This is a genomic window from Chromobacterium haemolyticum DSM 19808 (assembly GCF_000711885.1).
Taxonomy (GTDB): domain Bacteria; phylum Pseudomonadota; class Gammaproteobacteria; order Burkholderiales; family Chromobacteriaceae; genus Chromobacterium; species Chromobacterium haemolyticum.
This window is the reverse complement of sequence record NZ_JONK01000001.1, coordinates 14,961-35,588: the sequence shown is the minus strand read 5'-3', so window position 1 is coordinate 35,588 and position 20,628 is coordinate 14,961. Positions and strand designations below refer to the sequence as shown.

18 protein-coding genes are annotated in these 20,628 nt (G+C 59.4%); 2 read left to right on the top strand and 16 right to left on the bottom strand.

The annotated features are described in order from the left end of the window. Positions 1–84 precede the first annotated feature (84 nt). The 8 genes from fliE to BR71_RS00120 form a co-directional block, all read right to left on the bottom strand. On the bottom strand, positions 85–405 hold the full coding sequence (gene fliE / locus BR71_RS00155; RefSeq protein WP_019099998.1) for a flagellar hook-basal body complex protein FliE: 321 nt from the start codon (positions 403–405) through the stop codon (positions 85–87). A 2-nt stretch (positions 406–407) separates the two neighbouring features. After that, positions 408–1,784, bottom strand: coding sequence for a sigma-54-dependent transcriptional regulator (locus BR71_RS00150; RefSeq protein ID WP_043631056.1), 1,377 nt, complete (start codon positions 1,782–1,784; stop codon positions 408–410). A gap of 22 nt (positions 1,785–1,806) precedes the next feature. Beyond that, positions 1,807–2,505: a chemotaxis protein CheB gene (locus BR71_RS00145; protein WP_107733110.1), complete on the bottom strand. Its 699-nt coding sequence runs from the start codon at positions 2,503–2,505 to the stop codon at positions 1,807–1,809. A gap of 79 nt (positions 2,506–2,584) precedes the next feature. After that, positions 2,585–3,082, bottom strand: coding sequence for a low molecular weight protein-tyrosine-phosphatase (locus tag BR71_RS00140; protein ID WP_043631055.1), 498 nt, complete (start codon positions 3,080–3,082; stop codon positions 2,585–2,587). Positions 3,083–3,211: 129 nt separating this feature from the next. Beyond that, positions 3,212–5,437, bottom strand: a complete 2,226-nt coding sequence (locus BR71_RS00135; protein ID WP_052370210.1) for an ATP-binding protein — start codon at positions 5,435–5,437, stop codon at positions 3,212–3,214. A 5-nt stretch (positions 5,438–5,442) separates the two neighbouring features. Continuing rightward, the gene (locus tag BR71_RS00130; protein WP_043631053.1) at positions 5,443–5,952 is read right to left on the bottom strand and encodes a putative pterin-binding protein; all 510 of its coding nucleotides are present in this window, start codon (positions 5,950–5,952) and stop codon (positions 5,443–5,445) included. An 11-nt stretch (positions 5,953–5,963) separates the two neighbouring features. Further along, positions 5,964–7,193 (bottom strand): EAL domain-containing response regulator, encoded by a 1,230-nt coding sequence (locus tag BR71_RS00125; RefSeq protein WP_081554986.1) that lies wholly within the window; start codon positions 7,191–7,193, stop codon positions 5,964–5,966. Between the two features lie 180 nt (positions 7,194–7,373). Further along, positions 7,374–8,297 (bottom strand): LysR family transcriptional regulator, encoded by a 924-nt coding sequence (locus tag BR71_RS00120; protein ID WP_043631049.1) that lies wholly within the window; start codon positions 8,295–8,297, stop codon positions 7,374–7,376. Between the two features lie 102 nt (positions 8,298–8,399). Here BR71_RS00120 and BR71_RS00115 point away from each other — a divergent pair, with 102 nt between their 5' ends. Further along, positions 8,400–9,371, top strand: a complete 972-nt coding sequence (locus BR71_RS00115; protein WP_043631048.1) for a bile acid:sodium symporter family protein — start codon at positions 8,400–8,402, stop codon at positions 9,369–9,371. Positions 9,372–9,561: 190 nt separating this feature from the next. Here BR71_RS00115 and uvrB read toward each other — a convergent pair whose 3' ends face one another. Then, positions 9,562–11,574 (bottom strand): excinuclease ABC subunit UvrB, encoded by a 2,013-nt coding sequence (gene uvrB, locus BR71_RS00110; RefSeq protein WP_043631046.1) that lies wholly within the window; start codon positions 11,572–11,574, stop codon positions 9,562–9,564. A gap of 223 nt (positions 11,575–11,797) precedes the next feature. Between uvrB and BR71_RS00105 the strand changes: the two genes are divergently transcribed. After that, complete coding sequence (locus BR71_RS00105; RefSeq protein WP_043631044.1) at positions 11,798–12,667, top strand: D-alanyl-D-alanine carboxypeptidase family protein; 870 nt, start codon at positions 11,798–11,800, stop codon at positions 12,665–12,667. A gap of 68 nt (positions 12,668–12,735) precedes the next feature. Here the strand turns inward: BR71_RS00105 and BR71_RS00100 are convergent, their stop codons facing one another. The 7 genes from BR71_RS00100 to BR71_RS00070 form a co-directional block, all read right to left on the bottom strand. Beyond that, positions 12,736–13,263, bottom strand: a complete 528-nt coding sequence (locus BR71_RS00100; RefSeq protein ID WP_019103935.1) for a fimbrial protein — start codon at positions 13,261–13,263, stop codon at positions 12,736–12,738. 66 nt (positions 13,264–13,329) lie between these two features. Beyond that, positions 13,330–14,343, bottom strand: coding sequence for a fimbrial protein (locus tag BR71_RS00095; protein WP_043631042.1), 1,014 nt, complete (start codon positions 14,341–14,343; stop codon positions 13,330–13,332). Positions 14,344–14,373: 30 nt separating this feature from the next. Continuing rightward, entirely contained in the window at positions 14,374–15,108 is a 735-nt protein-coding gene (locus tag BR71_RS00090; protein WP_052370209.1) for a fimbrial biogenesis chaperone, read from the bottom strand. A gap of 16 nt (positions 15,109–15,124) precedes the next feature. Next, on the bottom strand, positions 15,125–17,548 hold the full coding sequence (locus BR71_RS00085) for a fimbria/pilus outer membrane usher protein (RefSeq protein WP_043631039.1): 2,424 nt from the start codon (positions 17,546–17,548) through the stop codon (positions 15,125–15,127). A gap of 311 nt (positions 17,549–17,859) precedes the next feature. Then, positions 17,860–18,387 carry a fimbrial protein gene (locus tag BR71_RS00080; protein WP_043631037.1) on the bottom strand — a complete coding sequence of 176 codons (528 nt, stop codon included), beginning with the start codon at positions 18,385–18,387 and terminating at the stop codon, positions 17,860–17,862. Between the two features lie 358 nt (positions 18,388–18,745). Continuing rightward, entirely contained in the window at positions 18,746–19,096 is a 351-nt protein-coding gene (locus BR71_RS00075; protein ID WP_156038746.1) for a hypothetical protein, read from the bottom strand. 538 nt (positions 19,097–19,634) lie between these two features. Continuing rightward, on the bottom strand, positions 19,635–20,606 hold the full coding sequence (locus tag BR71_RS00070; protein WP_043631030.1) for an N-acetylmuramoyl-L-alanine amidase: 972 nt from the start codon (positions 20,604–20,606) through the stop codon (positions 19,635–19,637). Positions 20,607–20,628 lie beyond the last annotated feature (22 nt).

Here is a 20,628-nt window from a genome sequence, read left to right as displayed (position 1 = left end):
GCGTAGCGTTTTCTTCTGCCAGGTCAGCCATACAGTGGTTTTAGGTTCGAGCCCACCGCCGCCGGCTGGTCGGGTCCGGCAGCGCTAGACTTGGGTATTCATGATTTCCTGATAGGCGGTGACCAGCTTGTTGCGCGCCTGAACCATGGTCTGGAACGACAGGCTGGCTTTCTGCAGCGACACCATCACGTCCTGCAGGTTGACCCCCTCGTCACCCAATTCAAATTGCTTCTGCATCTCCTGCGAAGTCTGCTGCGCCGAGTTCACCTGCTCCAAGGTGGACTTTAGCACAGCGGAGAAGTCCACCTGGGACGCTTCCGGGGCCGTAGCGGCGGGCTTGCCCGCGGCCAGGGCCGAGGCGGTGCGCAGCTCGCCCAACAGTTGATCGATATTTGGCACTGACATGGTTACTCCAAGCCATTTCCATCTGGAACCTCCTGACATCCGTCGGCAGCGTCTTCATCACGGTAACGCTGCAATTTATAGCGCAAAGTGCGCTCGCTGATGCCCAGTTTTTCCGCGGCCAGCTTCTTGACGCCGCCCACCGCGGTCAAGGTTTCCAGAATATGGCGTTTCTCTAGCGTTTTCATGTCGGTTTCATCCGACACGGAATTGTCTTTTTCAGACGCTGTCCGGGTAACCTGAGCCGCGACGGAATCGTGATCCAGCAGCAGGTCGGCGGCAAAAATTTCCGCCCCGGCGGCAAGAATGACCGCCCGCTGCACCACATTCTCCAGTTCGCGGATGTTACCCTCCCAACTATAGGCCGTCAAATGACGTTCCGCATCCTCGGACAGGATCAGATTGCTTCTTCCGGCGGCCTCTGCGTACTTTTTAAGCATGATTCGTGCCAGAGGCAGAATATCGTCGCGGCGCTCGGCCAGCGCGGGGATGCGCATCGGAAACACGTTCAGGCGAAAATACAGATCCTCGCGGAATTGGCCCGCATCCACCGCGGCTTGCAGGTCGCGGTTGGAAGTGGCCAACACGCGGATATCCAGCTTCAAGGTTCGCGTGCCGCCGACCCGCTCCACTTCCCGCTCCTGCAGCACCCGCAGCAATTTGGCCTGCAGCGACAGCGGCATCTCGGTGACTTCGTCCAGCAAAATGGTGCCGCCCTGGGCCTGCTCGAACTTCCCCGGCAAGGCCTGCGCCGCGCCGGTGAAGGCGCCGCGCTCATGGCCGAACAAGGTGGACTCCAGCAGGTTCTCCGGAATGGCCGCGCAGTTGACCGCAACGAAAGGCCCTTCGCAACGCTTGGAGTGCCGGTGAATGTAACGCGCCAGCACCTCCTTGCCTACGCCGCTGGGGCCGGAAATCATCACGCTGACGTCGCTGCCGGCCACACGTCCGGCCAGCGCGAACAGTTGTCGCATCGCGGCGGACTCGGCCACCACTTCGCCGCTCGCTTCGCTAGGCATGCGCAGCAGGTGCTTTTCCACTTCGGCGATCAAACTGGCCGGCTCGAACGGCTTGAGCAGGTAATGCGCGGCGCCCGCGCGCAGCAATTCAATCGCCCTTTCAATCACGCCGTATGCGGTCATCAAAATGAAAGGCACGCCGGGGTAACGCTTTTTCGCCTCCTCGAACAGCGTGTAGCCGTCCATCGGCGCCATTTGGGCGTCGGATACGATCAATCCCACCGGCGCTTCTTTCAATCTGGCCAGGGCCGCGGCGCCGTCGCCGGCCTCCAATGTGGGGTAGCCGGCCAGGCTCAAAGTGTCAACGATGGCTTCGCGCAAATCGGCGTCGTCTTCCACCACCAAAATAGGGAGATACTTCATATTTTCTTGTTCTATCAGAGGGTTAAGCCGACCCGCCGGCTTGGTGTTGCTTTTGCGAGGCCAGCACCGACAGGCGCGTGGCGATGCTCTCCAAGGCCAGCACCTCATGCGCGCCGCCCATGGCGATGGCTTCCTTGGGCATGCCGAACACGACGCAGCTGGCTTCGTCCTGGGCAATATTCCAGGCGCCTGCCTGCTTGAGCTCCAGCATGCCGCTGGCGCCGTCCCGGCCCATTCCGGTCAGGATGACGCCGATGCAGTTCTTGCCCACCAGATTGGCGGCGGAGCGGAACAGCACGTCCACTGACGGCCGGTGCCGGTTGACCGGCGGTCCGGCATGCAGGCCGATGGCGTAGCCTATGGTGGGCGCGGGCTTGATCAGCAGGTGGGAATGGCCCGGCGCGATATAGACGGTGCCGTTTTGCAGCCGTTCATTGTCTTCCGCCTCTTTCACCGTCAACTTGCACAAGGTGTTTAAGCGCGTGGCGAAGGAATGGGTGAACATTTCCGGCATGTGCTGAGTGATCAGAATGGGTGGCATCGAGGGCGGCAGCGCGGTCAGCAAGGTGCGCAAGGCCTCCGTGCCCCCGGTGGAAGAGCCGATGACGATCACCGCCTGGCTGGCCAAGGGCATTTTACCGGCCTGCTTGGGCAAGATGATGTCCGCATTATGGCTGGGCACTACGTCCAGCGGCTTCTTGGCGGAGGCTCCCCTCGTCATCTGCCCCATACGCGTCCTTGGCTTTCTATGGTTATTGTAAAAACAGCCCGCGCGCGCGGCGTTTCCGTGTCAAACGGCTTCATGGCGCCGGCTCCGTCTCTGTGTCCGCAATGCGGGCCAGCCAAGCATCGCAAGCCGCTTCCACCAGATCCAGCACGGTATCGAAACCGCCAGCGCCGCCGTAATAAGGGTCAGGCACATCGCGGGGAGCGCCGGGGAGCGGCTCAAGTAGCAAATGCAGCTTGCCGCGATAGGATGGCGGACATTGAGCATTTAACAAAGCCAAATTTTGCCGGTCGGCGGCCAAAATCCAATCGAAACGCTCGAAATCGCGCCCATCCACCTGCCTTGCCCTCAAATCGGACAGGTCATAGCCGCGGCGCAGCGCCGCCTGACAGGTACGCCGGTCCGGTGCTTCGCCGACATGGTAGTCGTGCGTGCCCGCCGACTCCACTCGCATCCGCGCCTCCAGGCCCGCGCTCTTGAGCTTGGCGCGCATCACCCCTTCCGCGGTTGGCGACCGGCAGATGTTTCCCATGCAAACAAACAAAATGGACAAGCAATCGTTCTGGCTCATGGACGGCTTCGGCTCTCTATTTTTATTCAGTATGGGATTCAAGCACTGACTCGCCTCGATCTTATCACTTCCACCGCCGGCTACGCGCCCACGAGAGGCGCGCCGGCGATTTTCACGCAGCTTCCGCGACTAACGCAACGCCGGCAAGTCCATGCCGGCCAGATAGCCGGCCGCGATGCAGGCGCTGCGCGTCGAGTCGAACAGGAGCCCCACCCTTTCCGCCTCGTCGGCCAAGCCTTCCTCCTCCGCCAAGGCCAAACGCTCCAGTCCGGCGCAGGACCCTCCCAACGCGCTGAAGCCCAAAGTCAGCGCGGCGCCCTTCAAATTGTGCGAGTGGCGCCGCACTTGATCCCGCTGGCCGGCCAGCGCGGCGGCCAGCAATTCGTCCACCCTGCCGACCTTGCCGGAGAAGAATTGCGCCACTAGCTCCCGGTATTTTTCCAGGGTCAGCATTTCCGTCATTTTTTCTATCATCGCCACGTCCAGCAAGGCCGGCAAGGTGGAAGGCTCGGCGCTGCGCTCCGGAGCCGGCCCATCGCCAAACTGGCGCTCCAGCATGGCTTGGAAATCTTCCACATGCAGCGGCTTGGCCAGAAAATCATCCAACCCGCCGGCGAGTGCTTTATCCCGCGTTTCCGCGAGCACGTCGGCCGTCAAAGCGACGATTTTCATCCCTGGCGTCATCGCGCGTTCGCGCAAATGCCTTGTCGTCTCGATGCCATCCATCTCCGGCATGTGCAAATCCATCAAGACCAAATCGAAAGGTTGCCGGGTTGCCGCCTCCACCGCTTCCGCGCCCTCCTGAATCACGGTGACGAGATGCCCTTGCTTCTGCAGCATCGCTTGCATGTATTTGCGATTGACCGGGTTGTCGTCCACTACTAAAACGCGCAGCTGACGCCCCGGCTCTGCCGGACTCGCCCCGCCTCCCGGCTTGACCCGGCCTTCCGGCGCGCTCATCGCCTGCAAGGGCAGCGACAGCACAAAAACGCTGCCCGCGCCCAGCGCGCTGTGCACGGTGATGCCACCGCCCATCAGTTGCGCCAGGTTTTGGGAGATTTCCAGGCCCAGGCCGCTGCCGCCGTACTGACGCACAGTGGAACTGTCGCCTTGAGAGAAACGCTTGAACAAACGCGCCAGGGTTGCGTCGTCCATGCCTATGCCGGTATCCCTTACCGTGATCCGCAACACCGCCCCGCCTTCCGAGCCCGATTCCGCCGCTTCAGCCTGGATGGTCACTGCGCCTATCTCGGTAAACTTGATCGCGTTGCTAAGCAAGTTGAGCAGGATTTGCCGCAGGCGTGTCGGGTCGCACAGCACCCACTCGGGCACGTTCAAATCCAGCGCCATGCGCATGGCCAGCCCCTTCGCCACAGCCTGTCCGCGCATGAGGCTTTCGCATTGCAATAACAATTGCCGCAAATTGCACACCGTGGGCAGCAGGTCCAGCTTGCCCGACTCCAGCTTGCTGGCGTCCAGCACGTCGTTCAGCAAGGCCATCAGATGGCGAGCGGACTCTTCGGCGGTCTTGATGTAGTCAGCCTGCACCGGCGTGGGAGTGCAGTCTCCCAGCAAGGAGAGCATGCCCAAAACGCCGTTGAGCGGCGTGCGGATTTCATGACTCATATTGGCGAGAAACACACTTTTCGCCATGCTGCCGGCCTCGGCCTGCACCCGCGCCTGCTCCAGCACGTCGGTCAGTTCTTCCAGCTCGTGCCGCCGCCGCTCCAATTGCCGCAACTGCCGAACCACGATGGTGGCGAAGCCGAGAATCAGCGCCCATTCGAAGGCCATCAACCAATTGCTGACCACAATGTGTTGCTGCATGCTTTTGTTGCGCGCGTCCACTTGCTCCGCCATGCGCTGATTAGCCACCAACGAGAGGTCGTGCAACGGTCCGTTCAGCAGGTCCAGCTCGGCGTCCAGCCGCCGCAAGCCGTCCAGCTCCAGCGCCGCTCCGGATTGGCGGCTGAAATAGGCGTCGGCCTTGCGGATGAAGGCGTCCAGCTTCGGACGCGCCTGCTGATATTCCTGCGTTCCGTCCAGCAAACTGGAGTACAGGCCGTGGTCGACCACTCCCACGCGGCTGACGAAGATGTCGTAGCGCTCTTGCAGTTCCGCCCTGTCCTGCTGATGGTTCAGCACATGTTCTATCGTCGTCTGCAGCCTCATTGCCTCGGTTTCGAGCTGAAAATAGGCCCAGACGATGTTATCGCCTTCGTAGCGCGCGGCGGTGTTCAGCATATCCGCCTGACGCACCTGGATATAAGCCACCCCGGCGAACACGCAGGCCAGCGTCGCCCCGATCAAGATCAGGCTCCGCCAGGAGGAGTAGCTTCGCTGCGGCGTGTTCATCGCGCTCAATGTACCAGCAGGGATTTGAGCTGCCAGGCGGAACGGTTGTAATACAGTTCCGAACGCAACTCTTCTTGCGAGTCGTAGGGGTAAACGATGAACAAGGGACCTTTCTCACGCACCGGCATTGGCTTGCCGTTCATTTGCGTCGCCAGAATCACGTCGAATCGGCTGGCGTCGTCAAAGGGGATATCGGTCTTGTAGTCGTTCAGCGCCACCGCTTTCAGCAATTTGCCGTGAGCGCCGGCGGCGGCCAACACGTCGCGCAGCAACGGCCCGGAGAAGCGGGTCAATCCAGGATACCAGGGGGTGTGGGTGCTGAAACTGCGCTGCGGCAGCTTGGCCAACATCGCCATGTCGAAGGCCGCGGCGTCACCCTGGTTCTTTTGGCTGATGTTGCCGCTGATCACTAGCACCGCCTTGCCGGCGGGTTTGGCCAAAGCGTCGGCCGCCATGGCCAAGGGCGTCGCCACGGCCAGGCCGAGCAGCAGCAATAGGGTTCCCAATCGTCTCATGATTTTCTCGCTTAGGTAGGCGTTGCAATGAATATCCAATCCCGCGCTGACTGCGACACATCTCCCCCGCAACTTGCCAACCACTCCGCGAAAGAGGCCTCGTCTACCGGCGGGGAGATCAGGGAACCTTGAGCGGCTGACACGCCGAACTCCCGGCACAAGGCCCATTCGGCCTCGGAAGCCACGCCTTCGGCCACCACTTTCAGCCCCAGCCTGCGCCCCAGTTCGACGCTGCCGAGGAAAATGGAGCGGTTGGTGGCGTTGCCCGCCGCGTCGATGACGAAACCTTTGTCTATCTTTAATTCTGTGAACGGGATGCGCGTTAGCCGGTCCATGCTGGCGAAACCGGTGCCGAAATCGTCAATTGCCAGGCCAGCGCCCTTCAAACGCAAGCGGGTCATGATTTCCAGCGCCGAGGCCGGATCCGCCATCACGCCGCTTTCCGTGACTTCAAACGTCACCCGGGACATCTCCAAGCCGGTTTCGCGCGCAATCGACACCAAGGAAGTCACCAGGCTGGAGTCCTTCAAGGACTGCATGGAAAGATTGACCGACATGTTCAGGCGTTTTCGCGCGTCCAGACGCTTCAACGCTTGCGCCGCATCCGCGAACAAGCGCTTGGTCATCTGCGTGATCAGGCCGCTCTGTTCAGCCAGCTCGATGAATTGCAGCGGGCCCAGCAAGCCCAGTTGAGGATGCAGCCAGCGCGCCAGCACCTCCACGCTCAACACCCGACCACAGGCCACGTCCACCTGCGGCTGGAAAAACGGCACCACCTCGCCGCGCTCTATGCCCAGGCGCAACTCTTCGCTGTTGATCCGCTCCATGGGCAGACAAAGCGCCTCTCCCGCGGCAATGGGCGCGGCCAGCATCGCCCGCAATTGCTCCGGATTCACCGGTTTGGGCAAGACGCCGCACAGACGCAGCGCGTACATCCGCGCCAGATCGGCCACGCTGTCCAACACCCTCTCGTCGAAACCGCTGGTGATCAGCAATTTGCCTTGGTAAGCCCTCTCCCCCAAATGACGCACGAATTCAACGCCATCCATCCTCGGCATATCCAAATCGCAAAAGATCAGGTCGAAAGCCCGGTCTCCTGCATCCAGCTGCATCAGCGCGTCCAGGCCGTCCACCGCCTCGGATATCTTGCTCATGCCCATTTGGCGCAGCACCGCGGTCAGGAACTGCCGGGATATGGCTTCGTCGTCAACCACCAAGATTTGCGGCATCGTCTTCCCCATCTAGCCCATCTCCTGCTGGCTGTTATCACGACCGGCGCCCGTGCGAGCCTCCGCAACCAAGCCTCTCTGCGTTGTTTTTCGCCGCGCCACGGCTCAGGGCCGTTTTTGCTCCTGCTAGTATCTAAATAGCCCGCGGCCTTCGTCTTTTCCAGCAGGCGTCCCCGGCCATGACCGGCAAACTCAGCCGCCCCAAGCGGCGGGGCGCGCCGCGGCGGCCAGTTCCGCGCGCATTTCCAGCGCCAGCTGCCAAACTTTCCGCGCCAGCGGCGACAAGGAACGGTTCGGTCGTTTGATCAACACAATGCGGCGACTTTCCACCGGCAGCAGCGGCAATACGCTCAAACCGCCGCCGGCGGGCAGCGGCATGGCCAGCCCCGGCGTGACGCTGAGGCCCAGGCCGGCCGCCACCATCCGAAACACCGATTGCGAGTGTCCCAATTGCTGCGTCACTTCGCACGCCAGCCCATGCTTGACCAGCAGTTCATCAATCAGCCGGCGGCTGCCGGAGCTGTGGTCCAGCAAAACCAGCGGCAGGCCGTCCAACTGCGCCCAATGCGCGGCCTCATGGGCGGCCAAATCGTGGTCGCTGCGGCACACCAGCCAGAAGTCGTCCTCCAGCAAGGGTTCGCTCTCCAGCGGAACAGCCGCGTCGGGCTCCACCACCAGGCCGAAATCCACCTCCCCGCTCGTGACCGCCTCGATGTTCAATCGTTGCACCTGATCGTGCAGTACCAGCGTCAATTGCGGGTAGCGCTGCCGACAACGCGCAATCAACAAAGGCATCAGACTGGCTGACAAGGTAGGGCTACTGGCCACTCGCACCACGCCGTGGGCCTGAGCACCCTCCATCCGAGCTTCGCTCAGCGCCTCTTGCAGCGCCTCCAGGACTCGCGTCAGCTTTCCCTGCAGACGGCGAGCCGCCGCGGTGGGTTCTACCTCCCGCGTGGTGCGGTCGAACAAACGCAAGCCCAAGGCCTGTTCCAACTCCCTCACCGCGCGGCTGACCGCCGGCTGAGTCAGGCCCAGCGCGTCGCCTGCGCGGCTGAAACCGCCCAGTTCGATCACGGCCTGGAAAACCCGCAATTGACGCAAAGTTACACTCATATCAATTACTCATGAATAGATCAGACAAATGCATTTGTATTCTTAATTGCACTGCGGTTCAATAGCGGTTTCTCCTGCCATCGCCGCATTGACACACGCCCCATGCCCAAACTACTCGACGCCTTCACGCTGTCCCTGCTCGCCACCGTCGCCTTGGCCAGCGCGCTGCCCTGCTCCGGCGACGCCGCTGTCGCGCTCAACGTCATCACCAATCTGGCAATCGCGCTGCTGTTCTTCTTGCACGGCGCCAAGCTGTCCCGCGAGGCCGTGTTGGCCGGCGCCTCCCACTGGCGCCTGCACCTGCTAGTACTGGGCTGCACCTTCCTGCTTTTCCCGATTCTCGGCTTGCTACTGCAACCGGTGCTGCAGCCGTTGCTGACGCCGCAGCTCTACTTAGGCATCCTTTACTTGTGCATGCTGCCTTCCACCGTGCAGTCATCCATCGCCTTCACTTCAATGGCGCAGGGCAATGTGCCGGCCGCCATTTGCAGCGCCACCGCGTCCAACATCCTGGGCATCTTCATCACCCCGCTGCTGGTCAGCCTGCTGGTGGTTAAACACCATGGCGCAGGCCAGGGCTGGGGGCCGGTGCTGGACATCGTGATGCAGCTGCTGCTGCCCTTCGTCGCCGGGCAGCTCGCCCGCCGCTGGATAGGAGGCTGGGTGGACCGAAACAAGGGCTTGCTGCGCTATGTCGATCAGGGTTCCATCCTGTTGGTGGTCTACACCGCTTTCAGCGCCGCGGTGATCAGCGGGCTATGGCGGCAAACCCCTCCCCTGGCGCTGGCGGCGCTGCTGCTGGTCAACCTGGTTCTGCTCGGACTGCTGCTGGGCATCACCATGCTGCTGAGCCGCAAGCTGGGCTTCTCCCGCGCGGACCAGATCACCATCGTGTTTTGCGGTTCCAAGAAAAGCCTGGCCAGCGGCGTCCCCATGGCCAAAGTGCTGTTCGCCGCGCCGGCGCTGGGCTCCATCGTGCTGCCGCTGATGCTGTTCCACCAGATCCAGCTGATGGCTTGCGCGGCGCTTGCGCAGCACTATCGCCGGCAGCAGCAGGCGGCAACGCTTCATTAAAAAGACGACGCCCCGCTCGAACTCGAACGGGGCGTCGCGCAGACAAAACAGCAAGACTCTTACAAGCGGTTGAAAGAGTCGCGAGAAGGAAAAAGCCAAGGCGAAAACGGCGGAGAACGCGGAATGCAAAGCCGGTGCATGAGCATTTCGACGCCGCGGCCCCGCAGCGCGGTGGACTTTTTAACAGGCCTTATAGGTCGTTGATCCAGGCCTGCTCCTTCAAATGCTTTAGTTGGTCGCGCAGGCCGGCCGCTTTCTCGAACTCCAGATTGCGCGCGGCCTCCATCATTTCCTTCTCCAGACGCTTGATTTCCTTGGCCAGGGATTTTTCGTCCATCATCGCCACTCTGGCGTTGTCCACCAGTTTCTTGCGCTCATTCTCCACGCTGTAGACGCCGTCGATGATGTCCTTGATCTTTTTCTCCACCCCTCTGGGCACAATGCCGTGTTCGGCGTTGAAAGCCATCTGCTTGGCGCGGCGGCGTTCGGTCTCGTCCATCGCCCGCTTCATCGAGTCGGTAATGCGGTCGGCGTAGAGCAAGGCCTTGCCATTGAGGTTGCGCGCGGCGCGGCCTATGGTCTGAATCAAGGAACGATCCGAACGCAGGAAGCCCTCCTTGTCCGCGTCCAGAATCGCCACCAGGCTGACTTCCGGAATGTCCAGGCCTTCGCGCAGCAGGTTGATGCCGATCAACACGTCGAACACCCCCAAACGCAAGTCACGGAGGATTTCCACCCGCTCCACCGTATCGATGTCGCTGTGCAGATAGCGCACCTTGATACCGTGCTCGGTGTAGTAATCCGCCAGCTGTTCAGCCATGCGCTTGGTCAGCGTGGTAACCAGCACGCGCTCGCCCTTCTCCATCCGCAATCGGATCTCGGACAGCAGATCGTCCACCTGGGTGGCCACCGGCCTCACTTCCATTACAGGATCCACCAGGCCGGTGGGGCGCACGACTTGTTCCACGACCTGTCCAGCGTGTTCCTTCTCGTAGTTGGCCGGCGTGGCGGACACGAATATGGTTTGCGGCATCAACAATTCGAATTCGTGAAATTTCAACGGCCGGTTGTCGGTCGCCGACGGCAAGCGGAAGCCGTACTCCACCAGATTGGCTTTGCGCGCGGCGTCGCCCTTGTACATGGCGCCCACCTGAGGCACGGTGACATGCGATTCGTCGATGAACATCAACGCGTTTTTCGGCAGGTAATCGATCAGCGTGGGCGGAGGATCTCCAGGCCCCCTGCCGGAGAAATGCCGAGAGTAGTTTTCGATGCCTTTGCAAAACCCCATCTCGTACAACATCTCCAGGTCAAAACGGGTGCGCTGTTCCAGGCGCTGCGCCTCCACCAGCTTGCCTTCCTTCTGATACCACTCCAGTCGCGCGCGGAGTTCTTCCTTAATGTGCTCGCAGGCCCGCAACACGGTGTCGCGCGGCGTCACGTAGTGGCTGGAGGGAAACACGGTGAAACGCCCCACTCGCTGCTTGGTCGTTCCGGTCAGCGGGTCGAACAGAGTCAGCGTTTCCACTTCGTCGTCGAACATGCTGACCCGCAGTGCGGTATCGCTGCTTTCCGCCGGATAGATGTCTATCACATCCCCGCGCACTCGGAAGGTGCCGCGGCCGAAGTCCATGTCGTTGCGGTCGTACTGCATGGTGGCCAGCCGGCTGATGATGTCCCGCTGCGCCAGCGTCTCCCCTTCTTTCAGATGCAAAATCATCTGATGGTAATCGGAAGGATCGCCAATGCCGTAGATGGCGGAGACGGTGGCGACAATGATGCAGTCCGGCCGCTCCAGAATGGACTTAGTCGCCGACAAGCGCATCTGCTCGATATGCTCGTTGATGCTGGAATCTTTCTCGATGAAAAGATCGCGGCTGGGCACATAGGCTTCCGGCTGATAGTAGTCGTAATAAGAAACGAAATACTCTACAGCGTTTTCCGGGAAAAACTCCCGCATCTCGCTGTAGAGCTGCGCCGCCAGCGTTTTGTTATGCGCCATGATGATGGCTGGACGCCCGCTCTGGGCGATGACGTTGGCCATGGTGTAGGTTTTGCCGGACCCAGTCACCCCTAGCAAAGTCTGATAGGACAGACCGTCGCTGAGCCCTTCAAGTAATTGAGCGATGGCGCCCGGCTGATCGCCGGCCGGCTCGAATGGTTGATGCAGTTTGAACGGACTGTTGGGATAGGTGCGCAGCATGGGTCGAGACATCGGAGTAGATAGCCTGATTCTACGCGGTTCGCCCTTGCTTCACACCCCCGATGCGACCGCATATAAAAAAGCTGCGATTCAGGCTATACACAGTCAAAACATTGTTTAAAATACAGTCAGACCGAGCATAAAACACGGCTTGCGACGCAGACGTCGCGAGCCTATTTTTCGGTCCGAGATTTCGTTAAATCCGCTCTCCCTGGAGTGAAGCATGATCAAGAAAATTGCAAGCCTGCTGGTATCCGCGGCGTTAGCCATGCCGGTGCTGGCAGGTTCGCCGTCCAGCGTGATGGTGGCCTCGCAAATGGCCGACCAGTCCGTTCCGCGGCTGAATTCGCATTCGGTATTGGTGCTAAACGGCATCACCGGCGAACCCTTGTACCAGAAGAACATTCACCAACGCATGCCGATCGCTTCCATCACCAAACTGATGACGGCGATGGTGCTGCTGGATTCCGGAGCGTCGCTGGACCAAGAAGTGACTGTGTCCGACGCCGAGATCGACCGGGTGAAAAACACCTCCTCGCGCCTGGCGGTGGGCACCACTCTCAGCCGCAAGGAAATGCTGCTGCTGGCGCTGATGTCGTCCGAAAACCGCGCCGCCGCCACGCTGGCCCGCACCGCGCTGCCCGGCGGCACCGCCACTTTTGTGGAGCGCATGAATCGCAAAGCCCGTAGCCTGGGCATGAGCGAAACCATTTTTTACGACGCCACCGGCCTGGATATGCGCAACACCTCCACCGCCGCGGACCTCGCCCGCATGGTCCGCGCCGCGCACGGCTACCCGCTGATTCGCGCCTTCACCACCACGGAGAAACACCAGATTCAATCGGTGAGCCGCCGCGTGCTGCAATATAAGAACAGCAACGCGCTGGTGCGCGAAGGCGACTGGGAGATTTCGCTGCAAAAAACCGGCTACATCCAAGAAGCCGGCCGCTGCATGGTGTTGCAGGCCACGGTGGGGTCCCAACCTCTGATCATCGTGTTGCTGGCCGCCGGCGGTAGCGCCGCCCGCGTCAACGACGCCAAAAGCATCAAAACCTGGCTGGAGGCGCACCCCGGTAACTGGTTGGCCGGCTGAGCTCGCCGTTCCCAAATGAAAACGGCCCTTCCGTCAAATGACGGAAGGGCCGTTTTCACTACATCCGCTCACATATAACGCAAGTCGAACTGAGCCAGGCCGTTGGCCGAGCCAGGCTTGATCCCGCCTTCCTGCCCTTGCGGCACGGGTGCGCGGGTGGATTCGTACATCGCGTTGAAGCGCAGCGTGTTGCTGCCGTTGGTCAAGCCCACCAGCGGCGAATACTGACCCAGCACAATGTCCCCGCCGCCCGGCCCCATCAGGCGGATGCCCACGCCAGCGGCGCTGCCGTTGATCGCCATCAGTTCGCCGTTGTCGCGGTCGGCCTCTCCGTTAAAGCGCACCGCCACCGTTGTCATGGTGTCGATGGAGCACTCGGTCAACCGGATGTCGAAGGCCACCGGACGGGAACGGTCGCCGATTTTGCGGAACATTTGCGAGGACACCAAGCCCAGCCCCACTTCCAGGCTTTGTGAATTGGGATCCAGACCGCAGGCGCTCAATACCAGCTCGCCGAAAACGTTCAAGGTGCCGTCAGCCGCGTGCGCCAACGGCGCCGCCAGCGCCAAAGCCAGCACCATCGCCTTGAATTTCATTGCTCCACTCCTTACGCCACTTCAGTTAACCGTCTGATCATCCGAAGACCAGACGGCCCAAGCCGCTTAGATATAATCCAGATCGATATTAATCATGCCCTGAAATGGGCCCTCTTCTACTTTACCCATATTAGTGGGAACAATGGTTCCGTACATCGGCACGGTTTTCTGGCGATCGCCAAAACTAAAATCAGCCAGAAACTCAGATTGTCCAAAACGTAGTTGACGACCGTCACTAAAGAATAACTGCAAGCCTAAACCGCTATCAGAGCTATCCTTCTTTTTAACCAAAGTAGCCGTATAAGTATCCGTCAAGCCATTCTTCCCGGTGAAATAGCCATTAATTTTTACTGGGTCATCACAGGTTTTAACCAAATTTAGCCGGAAATCTTTTCGAGGCACAGCAGGCACGAGGCCTTTGACACTTCTGACAATACGACCAAAATCCAATGTATTGGAAGCAGGGTCTAAGCGCACTTCTACAGCGCATTGGATCGGCGTAATTTTACCCAACCCCACTACCTTGTAGACCAAGTTGGAATTTTCTTTATTATTAATACCCAGCTCGCCATCAAACTGAAGCACCTGAAACTCAGACATCCCTATACCACTTGTGGGAATCGTGCCCTGCTTAGCTATTACAACTTGAAAAGTAAGTGAAAAATTCACCTCCTTGCACTTATCGTAATTCCCTCCAAGATTACACTCGTCAATATAATAACCGGTTGGGATTCTATCGCTAGCGTTAACCCCCCAATAAGTTCTGCCATTATAAACCACACCAAACTTTACACCTTTGGCATTGTTGTTATTACGAGGGTTCGGATAAAAATAAACCTGCTCCCTCATAGAAACACTATTATCTTTGTAACATGTTACATTGACAGTCCTATCTTCGGAGTGCCAAATCTCTCTTCCATCCGGCAAGGTCACTGGAACCTTAATGGTAGAGCCAATATCCCTCGTAATCATGGCGGAGCCATTGCGCCCCCCTTCCTTGCACGCCAGAGCGTGGCTCAAGGCCGGCAGCATGGCCAGCGCGGCCATCAATAGCAAACGCGGCAAACGACGATTCAACATTGGCTCTCCCTGCGCTGTGCGCTTGCGGAATTATTTCTTGTCTTCGCGGTACTGGCATTGGCCGTCCGCGCAAACGAAGGTAAAGGTATCCTGAGCGCCAAAATCATTGATGTTGCTCAGCTTCAGGCTGGCCGGCAGCGCCTTCAGCGCAAAACGGGCCTCGCCCTTGGGCGGCACCATCAGGCCGTCCATATCGCGCGGCTTCTTGTCTCCCGGCAGCTCCAGCCCCACCAGGGTCAGGTGATACGGGCTAGGGTTCTTGAACACCAGCTTGCCGGCGGCGGCGTCGAAGCTCAGCTGCAGCTTGTTGGCCGGGTTTTCGCCACGCGGCAATTGAGCCTCCTTGGGACGGTAGAACACCTTGATGCGCGACTTGATCGCCAGTTGCAGCACATTGTCCTTGTCGCTCTTGGGCGGCACTTCCTGCACGTTCAGATAAAACAGCGATTCCCTGTCGGACGGCAAGCTGGGATCCGGAATGCGGCTCAAGCGCACTACGCCCTTCTCGCCGGCCTCGATACGCTGCAAGGGCGGCAACACCAGAAAGGGCGAAGCCAGGCGCTTGCCTTCGCCGTCGCTGAGCCAGGACTGAACCAAATAGGGTTGCTCAGGGTTCTTGTTGGTCAGCACCATGCTGACGTTCTTGTCCTGCTCCAGATAAATCATCCGGGTACGGTCCAGCAATATGTTGGCCTGGGCCGTTAGCGGCGCGGTCAATGTGGCCAAAACGCTCGCCAGCCCCAGTGCGCGATGAAGAGTTTTCATATCGATTCCTTATTCTTTATTCTGCGAGAGGCGTGCATGTCATGTCGCGGCCGCCCTGGCTCAGCTCGTAATCGGCCGGCAGCGGGTCCACGCGGCAACGCGTCTTGCCCCAGGAAATTTCCAGCTTGGGTGTCGGACTCAAGCCAGTGACGAAGGTCAAGCCGCCATCGCCCACCATGCCGACATCGCGCTTGCCGGCCACATCGCTCACGGTGGCGCCCAAAGGCGGCATTTTGCCATCTGGCAGCCTCACCGTCAGCAAGGCCTTGCGTCCCACTTTGACCGGAAACTCAGTGCGCCCCACCGCGCCTTCAGTCAGCACCACGCGGCGCACCACGGAACTGGCCTCTACGGAGTCCGGCATATTGTCGTCGTCCAAGCGCACGTCCTGGCTGTAGTACGGCGCCACGCTGCTCAGCATGGCGAAGCCGTTGCGGTCGGTTAGCGCCGGCACGCCGTACACCGGCACGCCAGCCACGCCGTCGGTATCCACCAACATGCGGGTTTCACCGCCGTAGCTGTTGCCCATGGTCAGGCCGCCGGCGTGCAATACCAGCGAGCTACCCATCCCGGCGGACACGCTGCTGTAACCGCCCTGCTGCTTGCTGGCCGAAACATCGGCCTGCATGACGCGGCCGGTGTAATGATAGTCGCCGGACACGAGCGGCTTGCCGGAGCGGGTATCCGCGCTCATCGCCACGTTGTAGCTGTGGTTGGGGGTGCTGCTGTCCGAATAGCGCACCGTGTGGCTGGTATTGCCGGCGCTGCCCTGAATGTCGTAGCCGATGCGGCGGTTATTCTCCAGCGGCATGCTCAAGCCCAGGTAAACACGGTTGCTGCTGCCGGTCTGATCACGCAGATTCTGCACCGACAAGTTGAGGCTGACGTTGCGCAAGGAACCGATATTGACGTCGCGGCTTAGCGACAAATCCACCCGCTGGGTGGCGGTGGCGTTCCAATAAGTGGATTTTTCCGCCGACAGAAACACATTGGTCTGGCCGAAAGTCTTGCTGGCGGTCATACCCACCCGCTGTTTGTCGCTGATATAGGTCTGGCCGTCCAGATCGCTGAGGAATTGACCGAAGGATCGGAAATTACGGTCCGAAAAGCGATAGCCGAACAGGCGGATGTCCGCGTTCAGGCTTTCAAACTTCTTGGCGTAGTTGAAACGGTAAGAGCGGCCGGCCATGTTCACGCCGCCTCGCATTTGAGCGTTGGCCTGCGTCATGTCGGCGGACAAAGCGCCCCAGCTGCCGAGATCCTTGGCGAAGCCCATCGCCAGCGAGCGATAGTCCGCGGACGCGATGAAGCCGCTGTACAGCGACAAGGTCTGCGTCAGGCCGTAAGACGCCTCGGCACTGGCCACATTAGGGTGGGACACGCTGCCGTTCTGATCCGCCTGACCGATGGCCGCCTTATAACGCCACATGCCGTTACGCGTCAGGAAGGGGACCGAGGCGGTATTGACGGTAAAGGTCTGCTGGCTGCCGTCGGCCTCCTCCACAGTCACATCCAACTGCCCTTGCGTGCTGCTGTTCAGATCGCGAATGGAAAACGGGCCTGGCGGCACATTGGTGGTGTAAAGCACCCGCCCTTGGTTGCGAATGGTCACCTTGGCATTGGTTTTGGCCACGCCGTTGACCTGTGGCGCGTAGCCGCGCAGGCTTTGCGGAATCATGCGGTCGTCGCTGTTCAGCGTGGCGCCGCGCATGGAGAAGGCGTCGAAAATCTCGGAAGTCTTGAACACTTCGCCCAGGGTCAGACGCGCCTGCATGCCCCGCAGATCGCGATAAACCTGGGTATTGTTCCAGCTCAGGCGGCTGCGGTTAGTCGCGCTGTCGTCGTACTGGTAATTGGAGCGCAGCCGCCAAGGGCCGGCGTTGGCGCCGGCCACGCCGTAGCTGGTGGTCTTGCTGCTGCTGGCGCCAAGGCCGTTGTCGGTGCGCTGATAGAACACTCGGTAATCCAGCATCGCGGCCGGCACGCCGTCGTTCCAGGTCTCCGGCGGCGCATAGTCTTCATCGCGATAAGCCAGTTCCGCTTGCGGCACCGAGATATCCAAGCGCGCATTGCTCTTGCTGTAACGCACTTTGGCGGCGCTGACCGCAGACAGATCAACGCACTGCTCGTTCTGCGGCCAGACAATGCCGGAGCGCAGACCAAGCTGACGGATCAAATCCGGCGGCAGACAGGGACGCACCGCCTGATCGGGGCCTTCCGGGCGGAAATCCAGCTCCAACTGCTGCAAAAAGCGCTGGTTCAGGTATACATCGGCGATATAGCGGCCCGGCACGATATAACCGGCCTGCTCGAACTGCTCCAGGCTGACGCTGCTGCTCGGGTCCAGCTGCAAAAAGGCGTCGTTGAACTCCACCGCATGGGCAATGCAAGGGCCGAGCGTCAGCGCCACTGCCACACTGTAAATGCGATGTTTGTTCATGCCTGCGGATATCCCGATTAAGTGCATGCGCCGCCTCACGGCGGCTCTGCCAAAACACGCCGTCGCGTCAGATCGCGCCGGCCTTGATTCTGTCCCGCCAAGGAATGACGAAGCCGCGCCCGTTTTCAGGCGCAGGTGTATGCCTTGGGGAATACTTGCAGATGACTATCCTCATGCCCTGGTTTGCAGACTACTCATTGCTGACAGCGGACAAACCAGGCCTGATCATCGCCTAAGCGAACAGACCGTCAGGGCACAAGGAGACAGGGGTCGGAACTTTGCTTGGTTCCGTTTTTGAATCGAACTGCGGATTACTTGTACTGCAGATCGAATACGGCGAAGGCATCAGCCTGACCCGGGGTCACGGTTACTGCGTCGCCGGCTTTGGCGCCGTCGGCTTCGTATGCGGCGCTGAAGTTCAGCGTGTTGTTGCCGTCAACCAGATTCACAGCGGTGCCGTACTGGTTCAGCTTGATCTGGTCGCCATTGTTGGTGTTCACCAGACGAACGCCCACGCCCTTGGCGCCGCCGCTCTTCAGAGCCATCAGTTCGTTGTTGGCGCCAGCGGTGCCGGAGAACATCACAGCCACGGTTTTCAGCGTGGTGGTGGTGCAGTCGGTCAGGGTCATCTGGAACGGAGTCGGAGCCGAACGGTCGCCCACTTTCTTGAACACATGGGTCGGCACTTTGCCCAGGCCAACTTCAAGGTTCACGCTCTTGGAATCCAGGCCGCAAGCTGCGGTAACGATTTCGCCCTTAACATCCAGGGTGCCAGCGGCGGCGAAAATAGAGGAAGCGGCAACAGCCATCAGGGAACCGGCAAATACAAATTTTTTCATTCTTGACTCCGACTAATAGGTAATCATTTTCAAACCGCATTGCAGCCTGGCATGCCACGTCGCGGACTATCCGCCAGTGCTGACATGCAGTACTGGAACGCAGACGAATAGTAGCAAGCAGACCCATTGCGTAGGTTTTTTTGTTTCATATTAAATTTTTTATTTAAAATGAACGCAAAAAAACGCCTCGCTGACTTTAAACGATTTGATGAATCAATCTTGAATATTTGTTTTATTTCAGGGATTTGTTAAGGATTGAGCGATATTTGCAATAAAACAACACTTCAAATAAAGAAAACCCACACAATTCATGCCGTGTGGGTTTTTTGCTGATTTATTGAACAGATATGGGCTGAAATCAGAAGTAGTTGACCACCAGATTCACTGCGCCTGCCCGGGCGGTGGCACTGCGCAGCAGATCGCGGCTGCTGAACTGGTTCTCGCCTTTGCGCACATTCAGACTAGCGATCTTGCCTTGCTGGGAGGCCGCCGCGCTGTCCAGCGTCAACGTGGCAGGGCTGGCGCATTGGTTGAGTTCCAAAGCGGGCTTGGCGCGGGCTGCGTCGGCGCTCGCCACTTCGTGAGTCTGGGCGCTGCAGCCGCCTTCAACGATGGCGCCATAAAAGTGCACCTGGCCGCCTTGTGCCATTGCAGCGGAAGAAAGAACGGAAAGCAGGGCTGCCAGTCCAAGTGCGTGCAGACGTTTCATTTTCGACCTTCCTTTCTAAATCCCGCCATTAGTAATCAAATGCTTTTAGGTTTTGGCTTTTTTTGTAAGCCAACCTAGTTCAATTGCATTCTAGTACAAGTGGCATTTAAATTGAAAGGGCTATTTGATAGTTTTTCTTACAAGTTATTTTGTTTTAGAATTAACAAAAACTTACTAATAAATGCATGTTTAATTAGGTTTTAGTTAAACATATCAAATAACGACGTCTGACTATCGTTATGGCACAAACTTAGCGCGGTCGCCGTCAATACAATGGATGGACGGAGCAGTCCCCCTCCCGCCCCCTGAAAAACAGTGATAAAAAAAGGGACGGCATGCCGTCCCTTTGATCCGCCGGCCTGCCGCCGGCGTTAATGACAAAATTATGCCTAGAGCCGCTAAGAAAACCTCGCAGAGAACCTGAGCCAAGGCGCGCCGACGCAGAAAACGAAGTTTCTGCGAAGCTACAGTACCAGTCGTACGACAAGGAGGCGCACCCCAGGATCAGGGGTTTTGTTAGCGGGTCGAAGAGCAGATCCTAAGGCATCAGCGGCCAGGTATCGCTGCCCTTTCCATTGTCTTTTTTCGGCGGTGCGGCCGGCTTCGCCTCCAGCGCCCGTCCAGGCCGCGTCCGGTTAAAGTACTTTTCCAGCAAGGCGTCCAGAATCGCGGAAGTTTCGGTATCCGGCACGCCGTCATAACGCGCTGGCCGGAAATGCATCTGGAAAGCCGCCACCACCTCCTGAGTCTCTTTATCCAGCGCGCCGGTTTGCGGCGCTTCATAGCCGTAATCCAGCAAGCGTTTCTGCAAATCCCGTATGTCTCCGCGATAAGGCACTTGCCGCAGGTAGAACTCCACCGCCTCGCGCTCCGGCCAAGCCCCGATGTTGTAGTCGCGGTATAAGCGCTCCCACGGGAACTTGGGACCGGGGTCCACTTTGCGCCCCGGGGATACGTCGGAGTGCCCCACGACCTTGTGCGGCGGAATCTGATGCCGCGCGATAATGTCCGCCGCCAACTGCGCCACCACCGAGACCTGCGCCTCATCGAAGTCAAACCACTGCCGCCGCATCAGGGGCAGTTCGTCCTCTTCCGGGGATGGATAGCCCAGATTCACAATCTCGATGCCGATGGAACTGGAATTGATCAGCCGGTCTCCTTGCCAGTAACTGCGCCCGGCGTGCCAAGCTCTGCGCTCTTCCGGCACCAATTGGTACACCTTGTTGGACATGCCCAGCAAAGCGGCATCCGGCACCAGATAATGCGCACTGGCTCCGTGCTGGCCCTGCGTGAGCATTTCCAGCGCCAGAGCGTTGGGCACGGCGGTGTAATGGAATACCAGGTTGCGAACCCTGGAATCCTGATTTTCGGAAACCACGCTGGCGTCTATCCGATAGCTTTTGGCTGCTCCCGCCGCGCTGACGCAAGCAGAACTCAACACGCTGGCCGCCAACGGCGCCAGCAGGGGCAAAGCCCCTGTCCAACCCAAAATGTGTCTTCTACTGATCATTTTCCATTCAACCTTATCGTCA

Coding starts and splice junctions, on each gene's coding strand:
- BR71_RS00135 (WP_052370210.1), bottom strand. CDS start 5,437: ATGAACACGCCGCAGCGAAGCTACTCCTCCTGGCGGAGCCTGATCTTG.
- BR71_RS00090 (WP_052370209.1), bottom strand. CDS start 15,108: ATGAAAACTCTTCATCGCGCACTGGGGCTGGCGAGCGTTTTGGCCACA.
- BR71_RS00115 (WP_043631048.1), top strand. CDS start 8,400: ATGCCCAAACTACTCGACGCCTTCACGCTGTCCCTGCTCGCCACCGTC.
- BR71_RS00070 (WP_043631030.1), bottom strand. CDS start 20,606: ATGATCAGTAGAAGACACATTTTGGGTTGGACAGGGGCTTTGCCCCTG.
- BR71_RS00075 (WP_156038746.1), bottom strand. CDS start 19,096: ATGAAACGTCTGCACGCACTTGGACTGGCAGCCCTGCTTTCCGTTCTT.
- BR71_RS00100 (WP_019103935.1), bottom strand. CDS start 13,263: ATGAAATTCAAGGCGATGGTGCTGGCTTTGGCGCTGGCGGCGCCGTTG.
- BR71_RS00130 (WP_043631053.1), bottom strand. CDS start 5,952: ATGAGACGATTGGGAACCCTATTGCTGCTGCTCGGCCTGGCCGTGGCG.
- BR71_RS00085 (WP_043631039.1), bottom strand. CDS start 17,548: ATGAACAAACATCGCATTTACAGTGTGGCAGTGGCGCTGACGCTCGGC.
- BR71_RS00105 (WP_043631044.1), top strand. CDS start 11,798: ATGATCAAGAAAATTGCAAGCCTGCTGGTATCCGCGGCGTTAGCCATG.
- BR71_RS00120 (WP_043631049.1), bottom strand. CDS start 8,297: ATGAGTGTAACTTTGCGTCAATTGCGGGTTTTCCAGGCCGTGATCGAA.
- BR71_RS00125 (WP_081554986.1), bottom strand. CDS start 7,193: ATGGGGAAGACGATGCCGCAAATCTTGGTGGTTGACGACGAAGCCATA.
- BR71_RS00095 (WP_043631042.1), bottom strand. CDS start 14,343: ATGTTGAATCGTCGTTTGCCGCGTTTGCTATTGATGGCCGCGCTGGCC.
- BR71_RS00140 (WP_043631055.1), bottom strand. CDS start 3,082: ATGAGCCAGAACGATTGCTTGTCCATTTTGTTTGTTTGCATGGGAAAC.
- BR71_RS00145 (WP_107733110.1), bottom strand. CDS start 2,505: ATGACGAGGGGAGCCTCCGCCAAGAAGCCGCTGGACGTAGTGCCCAGC.
- BR71_RS00150 (WP_043631056.1), bottom strand. CDS start 1,784: ATGAAGTATCTCCCTATTTTGGTGGTGGAAGACGACGCCGATTTGCGC.
- fliE (WP_019099998.1), bottom strand. CDS start 405: ATGTCAGTGCCAAATATCGATCAACTGTTGGGCGAGCTGCGCACCGCC.
- BR71_RS00080 (WP_043631037.1), bottom strand. CDS start 18,387: ATGAAAAAATTTGTATTTGCCGGTTCCCTGATGGCTGTTGCCGCTTCC.
- uvrB (WP_043631046.1), bottom strand. CDS start 11,574: ATGCTGCGCACCTATCCCAACAGTCCGTTCAAACTGCATCAACCATTC.